Source organism: Gottfriedia sp. OAE603 (assembly GCF_040543965.1).
Taxonomy (GTDB): Bacteria; Bacillota; Bacilli; order Bacillales; family Bacillaceae_G; genus Gottfriedia; species Gottfriedia solisilvae.
Map to the genome: position 1 here is coordinate 1,061,636 of NZ_JBEUNN010000001.1, position 12,113 is coordinate 1,073,748.

The 12,113-nt window shown below is 33.6% G+C and carries 15 protein-coding genes; 8 read left to right on the forward strand and 7 right to left on the reverse strand.

Translation table 11 applies throughout. From position 1 onward, the window contains the following. Positions 1-55: 55 nt before the first annotated feature. Entirely contained in the window at positions 56-748 is a 693-nt protein-coding gene (locus ABID96_RS05320) for a lytic transglycosylase domain-containing protein (protein WP_192601139.1), read from the reverse strand. A gap of 2 nt (positions 749-750) precedes the next feature. Further along, complete coding sequence (locus tag ABID96_RS05325; RefSeq protein ID WP_192601140.1) at positions 751-1,341, reverse strand: CYTH domain-containing protein; 591 nt, start codon at positions 1,339-1,341, stop codon at positions 751-753. A gap of 131 nt (positions 1,342-1,472) precedes the next feature. Here ABID96_RS05325 and ABID96_RS05330 point away from each other — a divergent pair, with 131 nt between their 5' ends. Genes ABID96_RS05330 through ABID96_RS05345 form a run of 4 tightly spaced genes read left to right on the forward strand, consistent with a single transcriptional unit; the run spans position 1,473 to position 4,244 of the window. Continuing rightward, positions 1,473-1,856: a UPF0738 family protein gene (locus ABID96_RS05330; RefSeq protein WP_192601141.1), complete on the forward strand. Its 384-nt coding sequence runs from the start codon at positions 1,473-1,475 to the stop codon at positions 1,854-1,856. Positions 1,857-1,871: 15 nt separating this feature from the next. Next, positions 1,872-2,495, forward strand: coding sequence for a GTP diphosphokinase (gene yjbM, locus ABID96_RS05335; RefSeq protein ID WP_192601142.1), 624 nt, complete (start codon positions 1,872-1,874; stop codon positions 2,493-2,495). A gap of 15 nt (positions 2,496-2,510) precedes the next feature. After that, the gene (locus ABID96_RS05340) at positions 2,511-3,305 is read left to right on the forward strand and encodes an NAD kinase (protein WP_192601143.1); all 795 of its coding nucleotides are present in this window, start codon (positions 2,511-2,513) and stop codon (positions 3,303-3,305) included. 12 nt (positions 3,306-3,317) lie between these two features. After that, positions 3,318-4,244, forward strand: coding sequence for an RluA family pseudouridine synthase (locus ABID96_RS05345; protein WP_192601144.1), 927 nt, complete (start codon positions 3,318-3,320; stop codon positions 4,242-4,244). A 165-nt stretch (positions 4,245-4,409) separates the two neighbouring features. Here ABID96_RS05345 and prpE read toward each other — a convergent pair whose 3' ends face one another. Both prpE and ABID96_RS05355 read right to left on the reverse strand, forming a co-directional pair. Beyond that, entirely contained in the window at positions 4,410-5,156 is a 747-nt protein-coding gene (gene prpE / locus ABID96_RS05350) for a bis(5'-nucleosyl)-tetraphosphatase PrpE (protein ID WP_192601145.1), read from the reverse strand. A gap of 691 nt (positions 5,157-5,847) precedes the next feature. Then, complete coding sequence (locus ABID96_RS05355) at positions 5,848-7,011, reverse strand: FtsW/RodA/SpoVE family cell cycle protein (protein ID WP_192601146.1); 1,164 nt, start codon at positions 7,009-7,011, stop codon at positions 5,848-5,850. A gap of 250 nt (positions 7,012-7,261) precedes the next feature. Between ABID96_RS05355 and fabI the strand changes: the two genes are divergently transcribed. Then, a complete protein-coding gene (gene fabI, locus ABID96_RS05360; protein ID WP_087999993.1) occupies positions 7,262-8,032 on the forward strand; it encodes an enoyl-ACP reductase FabI in 771 nt (256 codons plus the stop codon). A 104-nt stretch (positions 8,033-8,136) separates the two neighbouring features. Here fabI and ABID96_RS05365 read toward each other — a convergent pair whose 3' ends face one another. Then, positions 8,137-8,802: a DUF2642 domain-containing protein gene (locus tag ABID96_RS05365; protein ID WP_192601147.1), complete on the reverse strand. Its 666-nt coding sequence runs from the start codon at positions 8,800-8,802 to the stop codon at positions 8,137-8,139. Between the two features lie 666 nt (positions 8,803-9,468). Then, on the reverse strand, positions 9,469-9,942 hold the full coding sequence (locus tag ABID96_RS05370) for a DUF2642 domain-containing protein (RefSeq protein WP_087999995.1): 474 nt from the start codon (positions 9,940-9,942) through the stop codon (positions 9,469-9,471). A 239-nt stretch (positions 9,943-10,181) separates the two neighbouring features. Here ABID96_RS05370 and ABID96_RS05375 point away from each other — a divergent pair, with 239 nt between their 5' ends. Next, entirely contained in the window at positions 10,182-10,679 is a 498-nt protein-coding gene (locus ABID96_RS05375) for a CotO family spore coat protein (RefSeq protein WP_192601148.1), read from the forward strand. Positions 10,680-10,739: 60 nt separating this feature from the next. Here the strand turns inward: ABID96_RS05375 and ABID96_RS05380 are convergent, their stop codons facing one another. Beyond that, a complete protein-coding gene (locus tag ABID96_RS05380; protein ID WP_192601149.1) occupies positions 10,740-11,285 on the reverse strand; it encodes a CotY/CotZ family spore coat protein in 546 nt (181 codons plus the stop codon). A 193-nt stretch (positions 11,286-11,478) separates the two neighbouring features. Between ABID96_RS05380 and ABID96_RS05385 the strand changes: the two genes are divergently transcribed. Both ABID96_RS05385 and ABID96_RS05390 read left to right on the forward strand, forming a co-directional pair. Beyond that, the gene (locus tag ABID96_RS05385) at positions 11,479-11,832 is read left to right on the forward strand and encodes a DUF1360 domain-containing protein (protein ID WP_087999998.1); all 354 of its coding nucleotides are present in this window, start codon (positions 11,479-11,481) and stop codon (positions 11,830-11,832) included. 68 nt (positions 11,833-11,900) lie between these two features. Continuing rightward, positions 11,901-12,089 (forward strand): cytochrome C oxidase subunit III, encoded by a 189-nt coding sequence (locus ABID96_RS05390; RefSeq protein WP_087999999.1) that lies wholly within the window; start codon positions 11,901-11,903, stop codon positions 12,087-12,089. Positions 12,090-12,113: the final 24 nt, after the last annotated feature.

Here is a 12,113-nt window from a genome sequence, read left to right on the forward strand (position 1 = left end):
AATCGATAAAAAAATAAAAAACCATATCAATCGATGATATGGTGTAGAATCCTAATTATGCAAAGTAAGACTCAGTTACTTTACGTACATAGTTTTGCGTTTCTTTAAATGGTGGAATCCCACCATATTTTTTTACATTTCCGCTACCAGCATTGTAAGCAGCCAAAGCAAGTTCCACATTGCCATTATATTGACGCAGATTTGCCTTAATCATTCGTGTGCCAGCTTCAATATTTTGTCTTGGGTCATATGGATTTGTAATTCCATATGCTTTAAAATTTAATGGCATGATTTGCATTAAGCCTTTTGCACCTGCATGACTTGATGCATTAGGATTATAATTTGATTCATGCTGGATAATTGAATGGACTAACTTTGGATCTACATCGTATTTCTTCGCCATTTCATTAATGATGTCATCAAACTGACTCTTCGTATAATCAGATTTACTATTAGCAGGTGAGATTACAGTAGAAAGTTGATTGATAACAGGCTGAACAGCTGTAGATATATTTTTACCCAATAACTGAACGACAGTTTCACCATAGCTTAATGTCGGTTGAGGTACATTAATGATTTGATTCAAATTACTAGAACTTGAACTAACATTATTTAATTCATTTGTAAATAATGAGCTAAATAATGAGCTAAATAATGAGTTGTTGCTATCCTGCTTTGATGATGATAACTGACTAACATTATTAAGTGCTTGAAGTTGAATTAACTTCTGGATGATATTTATATCCATTTTTATTTCTCTCCCATAAACCCTTGTTTAGCATTAAAAAAGCGTTTAATTTTATTTAAAGTTTTACGTTTTGGAATCTCATATTTACATAAAAGATTGATAAAATGTTTTTTACCAACTAATTCATCTGTTACTTCATATTCTAATTCATAATCCTCATGATTTAAATAAGTACTATGGTCTAAAACTAAGAGACCATTTTCATAAGGTAATTCTACTCGTCTTGTCGTTAAATCCCCTAATAAAGCTAAATTATCAATTTTGATATTTTCTTCATTAAGATACTCTTTTACTTCTCCATCAGGTATTTGACTAGTTTCGAGTATTTTCATTGCTTCACTTTCAGATAATTTTTGATGAATTTCTAAATGACCGATAGCTTGTCTAATTTTTAAAGTCAGTACAAAGGAATGGGACTTTTGTCGGATTCTGAGGGCTCCTCCGCTATTTTTTAATGTAAACGAAGGTGTTTCAAAATAATAGTTTGTTTGTTCAACGAACATTGAATCAGTAATATGAAATACATTTTGGAGTTTTGTAAATTCTTCTTTTGTTAATAAATTTTTAAATTCGATTTCAATCTCTTTTGCCATAATAATCTCCTTATTATATGTAGAATTTTTTCTGCTGAACTCACCAGTCGTCTAATTTATATTTGATATGTTACAATAGATAATGTCAAAAATGAATAAAATACATACATTAAAAAGGTTGAGGATTTACGATGAGAAAAATGGTTCAAATTAATGAAATAACATTTAATAATGAAAATGCGATGATGTTAATAATTGAAAATCATACTTTAAATTTGGCCAATTGTCATGAGGTTGGTACGATGATTGCAGATTCTGACCAAAGTTCATTACTGTATATAATAGAAGAAAATGAAGAATTTGTATATGTTACTATGCCAGTAGAGTATTGGCCAGAAATGAAAAAGGCATATGATCTAAAAAGTGAAGTATTTTTACAAGTAGGCGAAGCGAAAATCCCACTTGAAAATTGGCAAAACGAATTAACTTTTTTAGTTGAAAATGTTGATGGTAATTTTAATTATGGAGAAGAATTTGTGAAGCAAATTCAAAGTGTATTTTTAGAAGAGAAGTAAGTTGGTGGTGATTATATGAATGGTCAGTGGGAAAGTTTTTTAGCACCATATGAACAGGCAGTAAGTGAATTAAAAGTTAAATTAAAAGGGATTCGAAAGCAATTTGAAGAGTCTCATCAACATTCACCGATTGAATTTGTGACAGGCCGAGTCAAACCAATTCATAGTATTGTAAATAAGTCGATTCGAAAAGGAATTCCACTAGCAAAGCTAGAACTTGAATTACAAGATATCGCTGGACTGCGAATGATGTGTCAGTTTGTTGAGGATATTAAAACTGTAGTAGAACTCCTACGTACGCGAAAAGATTTTAAAATTATTGAAGAACGAGATTATATTACTAATAAAAAAGAGAGCGGTTATCGTTCATATCATGTAGTTGTCGAATATCCAGTTCAAACAATTGAAGGTGAAAAGAAAGTACTTGTAGAAATTCAAATACGTACACTAGCAATGAACTTTTGGGCAACAATTGAACATTCCTTAAATTATAAATATAAAGGCCAATACCCTGCAAACATTCTCGAGCGATTACAAAGAGCAGCTGAAGCAGCATTTTTACTTGATGAAGAGATGTCGCTAATTAGGGGAGAAATACAAGAGGCACAAGCTGTATTCTCGAAAAAAAACGACCAATAAGGGAAGGACGAGAAAATGAAATTCGCAATTATGTCAAAGGGTGACCAAGAATCGAATAGTCATACTAAGCGCATGAAGGATTATTTGGAAAGTTTTAATTTTAAGTACGATGAGGTTGAACCAGAAATTGTTATTTCAATCGGTGGTGATGGTACATTACTACATGCATTTCATCAATATACACATCTACTTGATAAGGTTTCGTTTGTAGGTGTTCACACAGGGCATCTTGGATTTTATGCGGATTGGGTTCCGTCCGAGGTAGAAAAATTAGTGATTGCAATCGCAAAAACACCTTTTCAAGTTGTAGAGTATCCTTTGTTGGAAGTCAATATTCGATACAATGATGGTAAGAAAGAATTGCGAACACTCGCTTTAAATGAATGTACTATTAAGGGACTTGAAGGTACTTTAGTAATTGATGTTGAAATAAAAGGTCAGCATTTTGAGACATTCAGAGGAGACGGACTTTGTATTTCCACACCTTCTGGAAGTACGGCATATAATAAAGCCTTAGGTGGAGCGATTATTCATCCTTCAATTGAGGCGATTCAAATTGCAGAAATGGCATCCATTAATAATCGGGTATTTCGAACAATCGGTTCACCACTCGTTTTGCCAAAGCACCATACATGTTTATTAAAACCTGTCCGTAAATCTAATTTCCAGATTACATTAGATCACAAAACGATCGTACATCAAGATGTTAAATCGATTCAATGCAGAGTTGCCCATGAAAAAGTGCGTTTTGCTCGATTCCGACCATTTCCATTTTGGAAGCGTGTCGTCGATTCTTTTGTCAAAGAATAAAGGTGAATGAAAATGAAACAATTTCAATTAAAATGGGAAGTAAAAACAGAACATAATGGCTTATTACTTAGAGAGTTTCTACATTTAATGGAACTCTCTAAACGAGCGTTGACAGATATTAAATTTCAAGGTGGGAAAATCTTAGTTAATGATGAAGAAAAAACAGTTCGTACAATTGTAAAAGAACATGACATCATAACGATCTTTTTTCCAATTGAAAAACCTAGTGAAGAACTAATTCCACAAGCCGTTCCATTTGAAATTGTATATGAAGATGATGCAGTATTAGTTGTTAATAAACCTTTTGGGATTTCCAGTATTCCATCGAGAGAACATCCATATGGTACATTAGCAAATGGAATCCTTCATTATTACAAACAAATCGGATTACAATCCACTATCCATATTGTAACCCGTCTAGATAAGGATACATCGGGTTTAATGTTGATTGCTAAAAATCGGTACGTACATTATTTATTCTCAAAAAATGAATTAAAAGATGTAAATCGTAAATATAAGGCAATCGTTCAAGGCGAAATGAAGGAAAGTACGGGCATTATAAATGCAAGGATTGCTAGAAAACGTGATAGTATTATTGAAAGAGAAGTGTCAGAAGAAGGACAAGAAGCGATAACATATTTTAAAGTCGTAGAAACGTTTAAAGATTTTTCGATTGTAGAATTACAATTGGAAACTGGTAGAACGCATCAAATTCGAGTTCATATGTCTTCTATAAACCATCCACTCATTGGGGATGATTTATACGGAGGATCTACTGACACATTGAAAAGACAAGCTCTTCATAGTTATTACTTGTCATTCATACATCCTATTAATAAAGATGAAATGTCGTTTGAAATAGTTCTACCTGAAGATTTAATAGATTGGCTAGATCAGCAGAAACAAGGAAATGAGACAATAATAGATTGTCAACAGTAAAATTTGTCTAATGTTTGGATATTTCATTGACATTATTAGAGTAATAGATTAACTTTATATTTGTAGTGTTTCTACCATGGGGATGGAAGAAACTAAAATATCTGAAGAGCGGGCGACGCTCTTACAGTAAAGTAGGTTCCGAAATGGTACCTACTTTTTGTTTTTCTATAGTTCATAAAAACTAAATTTTTCTTCTATGAATGGCATTGTAGAAGGAACTTGTGTAAATACATGTTCTGGATACGAATATGCTGTTAATTTACCTCCAAACACAGCACCTGTATCGATATTGATTGTATTATTTATCTCTCTCGGCTCCTTAATTGGAGTGTGACCGTATATAATTAGTGCCTTCCCACGATAGTCTTTTGCCCAATCTTTCCGAACAGGCATACCATTAGGGAGAACATCGCCGTTTATATCTCCATAGAGCACAAAGGTTTTTACATTATTTGAATGCTTACCAATCATGTCTTCACGAATTCCAGCATGACTAACAACTAATTTTCCATCATCTAATACTTGATACAAAGGTGAGGATTCATACAGTTTAATAAATGAGTTTTTATAGTGCTGACGTTCTTTTCCTTTAAGTGATTCTAATTCAGCAACTGTTGTTTCAAGGCCATGAAGAATTTTTACATTTCGACCTAAAAAGTAGCGGTAAAGCTTATTACAATGATTACCTGGTGAATAATGTGCTTTTTTGTATTTCATTACCAGATCGTAAACTACTCTCATGACACCTAAAGAGTTAGGTCCTCTGTCTGTTAAGTCTCCTACAAATACAAGCTTTCTTTCCTCGGGATGAAGTGGAACATCTTTTTCCCACTGATATCCTAATTTCTTTGTTAACTCAACAAATTCGTCATAACAGCCATGAATATCTCCAATTACATCATATTTACTCATTAAATCATTCCCTTTAAAAAATGCTTGAACCGGTTAATGGCCCAAGCAATGTAATTTTAAAATTAGTATATGCATTTATGTTTCGGTCATTCTTAATTAAGGCAACTCAAAGACAGTTTAAAAAAGAGAGGGTTTAAAGATCTGGGTATCCTGAAAATTTATCTGACTGTATAAAGTGAGGTAATAAAAAAGTATGCATTGATTTCCACTTCAGGTTGCTCGCTTTCCATGGGGCGGGCGCTGAGCCTCCTCGTCGCGTTCGCTCCTGTGGGGTCTCAGCTGTCCCGCATCTCCCATAGGAGTCGAGCATCCTTACGTTTCAATCTTTTTGTGATAATAAGCATACTCTAAGTGATTTTTTTGCTTCTAGTGTGAACCAATTTCGATATCAACTTACTGACAATTTACTTTATGATTCTTTCTTTTAGAATATTAATCGAAAAAAGAGGACTAAATTTTGCGATTTAGTCCTCTAATTATTTATCTAATTATATTCCTGTCATCTTCTACGATCATGTTAGCCTCGTCTTATGCTTGTCGGGACTGAACAGTCGCCTCCACATTTCTTGATGTCTAGTTCCGGCTCCTAGTCCCTCGAGGTCATAAGCCAAGGACCAGTAAAGGTTAAAAAGCAACCTCCACTGGTCCTCGTCTTATGCTTGTCGGGACTGAACAGTCGCCTCCACGTTTCTTAGTTAAACATATATTTATTTGTTCTTGATCTTACGTTTAGGATGAAGCCGATTGCTAGGAGGTTGGTTGCTAGTGAGCTTCCTCCGTAACTGATGAAAGGTAGGGTAATACCTGTTATCGGTAGTAGTCCGATTGTCATCCCGATATTTTGGAAGATTTGGAAGGTGAACATTCCAACAACACCTGCACAGATATAGCTTCCGAATTTGTCATTACTTTCTAATGCGATGTGGATCATTCGGTAGATCAGTAGGAAGAAGAATGAGATGACTACGCTGGCACCGATAAATCCATATTGTTCGCATATTACTGTGAAAATGAAATCTGTATGTGGTTCAGGGAAGTAAGCTTCTCCGTTATGGAACCCTTTACCTGTTAGCATACCTGACCCTGCAGCCATTAGAGCTTGTGTTAGTTGATAACCTTGAGTTGGATATTCATATGGCGCTAACCAGCCGTAGAATCGATTTAGTTGGTATTCTTGTAGAACGTGAGCTGTGAAAAATTCAAAATGGAATAAGAAAAGATAAACCATGAATGATCCTAGTGCAACCGTAAAACCAACTAAAGCAAGAATGTATCTCCAACGAATACCAGAAACTAATATCATTGTAGCAATAATTGCACACATAACCATTGTGTTCCCTAAATCAGGTTCTTTTGCAATTAGTAGTAATGGTGGTAATGATATCCCAATTATTTTAAATAGTAAAAATAAATCTTCTTTTTTACCACGAACTGAGTACGTTTCATTATGTTTAGAGATAATTGTTCCAAGAATAATGATCATAAATATTTTCATTAATTCTGATGGTTGGAAATTCCCTACACCGGGAATACTGTACCATGCAGTTGCACCTTTAATTGTCAATGCACCTGGAACATTCAGTTCTAATCCAAGTAGTAAAAGTAAACCAACACCATACATATACCAAATAACATTTTTATAACGATCAAAGTCAATGATCATAATGACGGCAATTCCAACAAATCCAATGACATACCATTTAATTTGTTGTGCGGCAAAGTTTATACTTCTAAGATTTTCAGGAAGGCTCGGTTGTGCACTTGTAATTGCAAGATAACTAATCGCAGCAATAGAAAATAGGATAAAAAGTAATTTAAAGTCAATTTGAAAGGGAGATGTACGGTCTTCCTTCATGTCCTCACCTCTCTATAATATGTTTTATTAGTATGCATTTTAAATAGCATTTTTAAATGCCGACAATCATCATTATAATTTATTTTTGTTATTAAAGGAATTCAAAACTATGAACTCATGATAATTTCATCATTTATTTCTATAATCTTCAAAAAAACCAGTAGATAACTTTACTATTTCCAATTGAAAGTATTTATGCTACTATTTTAGTATCTACTACTAATAACTAATATTAAAGGAGTGCGGATCTATGATTTCATTAAAAGGTAAAACATTTGTTGTAATGGGAGTTGCAAACTTCAGAAGTATTGCTTGGGGTATTGCACAGTCACTACATACGGCAGGAGCAAATCTAATTTTTACTTATGCAAATGAGAGACTTGAAAAAGGTGTTCGTGAACTAGCTGATAGTTTAGAAAATCCGAATACAATTCTTGTTCAGTGTGATGTAACAAGCGATGAAGATTTAGCTAAATGTTTTGCTTCAATTAAAGAACAAGTTGGATCAATTCACGGTGTGGCTCATTGTATCGCTTTTGCTAACAAAGAAGATTTAAAAGGTGAATTTGTTGATACAAGTCGTGCAGGATATTTATTATCACAAGATGTTAGTGCGTATTCATTAGTTGCAGTTGCACGTGAAGCAAAAGCAGTTATGGCTGAAGGTGGAAGTATTGTAACGTTAACTTACTTAGGTGGAGAGCGCGTAATGCAAAATTACAATTTAATGGGCGTTTCAAAAGCTGCATTAGAAGCTTCTGTTCGTTATTTGGCTAATGACTTAGGTAAGTACAATATTCGTGTAAATTCAATTTCTGCCGGTCCTATTCGTACACTTTCAGCTAAAGGTGTAGGAGACTTTAATACAATCTTAAAAGAAATTGAAGAAAAAGCTCCGTTACGTAGAAACGTAACGCAAGAAGAAGTTGGAGACTCTGCTGTATTCTTATTCAGTGATTTATCAAGAGGTATTACTGGTGAGAACCTTCACGTTGACTCTGGCTATCATATCATGGGATAAATGAATGAAAGGTGCCTTATTGTGATATCACAATAAAGGCACCTTTTTATATTTGTTTGAAGAAAATTGATTTGTCCATATAATTTATCTCGATGATCCTTTTATTATGGAATGAAGATTGATTTTAAGTGACGGAGACCGACTAATTTAATCTCACCTTTCGAGGTAATTAACTGAATGAAGTTTGAATCAATTGAATCTAATTTACCTATATATTCATTTCGTTCTCCACTATTGATAACAACCAATTCACCATTTAATTTGTTTAATTGGACATCTAAAGTTCTTGCTAAAGGTATATTGGAAGGGTTTACTGGAAGCAAATTATTGTTTAGCGTATACGGGGTTTGCTCTGTAAGGTATGGGATTAGCCATTTTAGGTGTTGAAGTGATATATACATTACTTTATAAACAGGTGAGTAAAATACAAAGTAATTATTCATGATTGTTGTGATGTAACCATGAAAAGAATGAGAATTTGTAACTTTTATTTCTACAAATATCCCTTTCGCAGCTGTTAATACTTTTCTAAGCGATAATTCGTCTTTTTCATGCTCTAACTCTTGTAGTGAAGGGACCGTACCATATGACTCCTTATTCAAACTCTCACTTACATTTTGAATGTGAAGAAGGGGGATATAAAGGAAATTCTCTCCATTGAACAGGACTAATAAGTCGTTTCCTACTTCTAATAAAATGCCTTCTACAATGTTTTTACCGGAAACTTCAATTGTAACTTGCATGTTGAGAAAATGTTTAAAGCTTGCCATTATTTTCTCCTTTCTTGAAAGATAAACCGTAAGAATCATTCATTTGTTTCTTATTTGAAGATTGATTTTCTCAAGTTTTATTGTGAACTGTGTTTGCTTTAAAATATGGCTTCCTGAAAAGTGAAGGTTCCCATATTAGATTTCATAAAGGGCGCGCGGTAAGCCCCATTGGTTCAAAGATGCGCCTTAGGGCACTCACGTGTCCCGCTACTGCCATATGAGTCTCGAACTTACTACTTTAAATAACTTGTTTTCCATCTAAGCCTGTCTAAACACAGCAATTTTTAAAAAAGTTTTCATTACATATCAACAATAATCATTGATTAAGCATAAAATAAACAAAGTATGACATATTAAAGGACTTAGTCATTTTAGTGCCTGTCTGAAATGAAAGATTAGTAAAGATTGATCATCATTTCTTATTGTTTATTTTGAAGCAATCTTCACCATTTTTATTAATGGAAGTACCACTCAAAATTAAGTATCTTGTAAAACAAATAGTATATATCATATGAAAGTTAAATGATCTAATCAAATACTTTTACTTAGATCGATAGAACGTCGTTAAGTATGATTGTAGTTGCTTTAACATAATTAGAATGGTATGTGAGAATAAATGTTAAAAAAAAGGGTCGTTTTATAAGAATAAAACGACCGATCTAAACATTATTTTCTTCTTCTTAATGTTTGGCTTGTCGTATTACTTCTTTCATAAACTTCGAATTTTTCTCCGAAACTTACACTTTTAATATGATAAGTAGCAATATAAACTAGTTCATCGTTGAAAGAAATTTCAACATAATCATTGTTTGCATCAAGAAGAATACCTTCTACTTTGTCATGGCCACCACGATTGATTTTTACCCATTGTCTAACTTGTGAATTTAATAAGTCCACGAAGCTTTCATTTGGTAAAAGCTCAATTGTATTAAACATTTCATTATAGTTAAGTTTACCTTTTGCAAATGAAGTTACGCTTTTTAAATGAGAGTATGGGAAGTAAATTACGCCTTCAGCCTCTGTAAAAAGAGCAATATGTGTTCCATATGCACCAAGTAGTAAACCTTCTTTTGATTCGTGACCTCCTCGACCAATTCTAACTCCTTTACCTACGAATACTGAGAATAACTCTTTATTCACTTTTTCATCGCTCCTTGTTTTTTCTGTGCGGTTACAATGTATTTATATGTGCCCTGTCAATTGTTTGTACTAGGATATTTGTCCAATTTCTACAAATATGTATAAAATTAGTCAATTGTCGATGGGGAAATAAACTAGAAAACGTATATGAATGCTTATTTGCACAAAAAAAATCTAACATGAGAGCTATTGTCCTCACATATATTTTATAAGAGCACACATGTGAGGGAGGAACAGCTATGGCAAGAAAAGAATCACAAGAAGGAGTAAAACCTTTGTTATATATTGCTCAACCTGACCTTGAAGAAGCCAAGCTAAATATACAACATTCCTATGTAGTCAAAGTAAATAAGCAGGAAAAGAAAGCGAAAAAAAACGATTATGTAGAGTCACATTATGAAGAAGTAGTTGATGAAGTTGAAGAAATTGAAGAAATTGAAGAAATTGAGGATGCTCAGGATGGATTAGAGAGTCCAGAAAATCAAGTGCAAGAAGATAAAGGTTGGGTAAAAAAACCTTTTAAAGCAATGACGAATGAAGAAAAAGTGTATTTCATGGTTAATAAACCACATTATATTCCTAAGGTTGAATGTCGCATCCGTACAAAAAACGATTTGTATATTGGATATATCTTAGCGTATAACGAAGGAAAAGTTGCTGTGAAGATCACTTCAAGTATCAATAATATTGAAATTCCATTAAATGAGATTGTCAGTATTCAAATGGTTGGTATATAGACACTTAAAAAGGTGGTAGATATAATAATCTACCACCCATAGTTTTTTAGTTTACATGAATTATAAATTGTTAACGTGAACGTCACGTAAGCATTGGATTGCAATAAAAGCATCTAAATCAACAGTGATACATGTGTTAGAAGCAACGAAGAAATCAGCATCAACTAGGTCACAGAAATCTTCGCGATCTTTGTTGTTGTTTTTGTTTTTGTCGTCGTCTCTGTCAGCTCCAACTAGTGCTCTTAATACTGCACAGTCATCGTCTACACTTTCAACACGGAAAACAACTGAATCTTGACAATTATTTCGTCTGTTTTTGTCATTTTTGTCATTGTCATCGTTTCTATTGTTGTCTCTGTCTCTGTCTCTGTCCCTCATGTTGTGTAGAAATGCAGGTACTCTAAATAGCTCACCATTTGGTAAAAATAGTAAGAATGGGCGAGTATTTGCAAGTGGTACATTTGGATTAGCGCCTAAGAAAGGAACATCACAACCTGTTGGGCAAGTGTTTGTTGCACAATCTTGTAATTCATTTATGAATTTTACTACGTCGCTAACGCAATTGTTGTCTCTATTCTTTTTGTGGTTGTTGTCTTTGCAACTCATCTTTTTCACTCCTTATCATTTAAGATGGATATTACATTAATATGATATTAAGGAGGAGAGAATCGGTTACTGTTGATTTTTGCTTTTTAAAGAAATGGGCTTAGTGAATTGATCTTGTGGAAGTGAAGTAAGGGTTTAGGATGAATAAATAGGTTTAAACATGGATCATTACAAGTAGAGTGAGGCTGTTAAGATGATTAGTATGACGTGGTTACTATTAGTGCTCCTTACTTTAGCCAGTTTTCGACTGACCAGATTAGTAGTTCATGATAAGATTACATCGTTTATTAGAAGGCCATTTATTGATGAAATCACGATAGAAGAAGAGGGTATTCCCGTCACTTATACAAAGATTAAAGGTAAGGGAATTCAATATTTTATTGGAGAGCTCCTTAGTTGTACATGGTGTAGCGGAATATGGTGTACTGCCTTGCTACTACTAATATATGTTCTGTTCCCAGGAGTGGGAGAAGTCATCATCATCTTATTATCAATTGCAGGTGCAGCTGGTGTAATTGAAGCATTGGTTAATAGATTAAGTTTATGATATTTGTCTGAACGATTATCTTATTCCTTCATATACTATCAAGAAAAAACTTTTTTAGGAGGGAAGCTATGTACAATCGTCAACAAGGACAACAATTAACAAGTCAACAATGGCAACAACTTCAACAACAGCAATGGCAACAACAAATGCAACAAATGAATCAGCAACAATATGCAAATCCGTATGCACAACAAGGTCAGCCGACAGGTTATGTAAAAAAATCCGGCTGTGGTTGTGGGCGAAGATCTCCTCGTTAAACTCAAACAATCATAAAAAAAGGG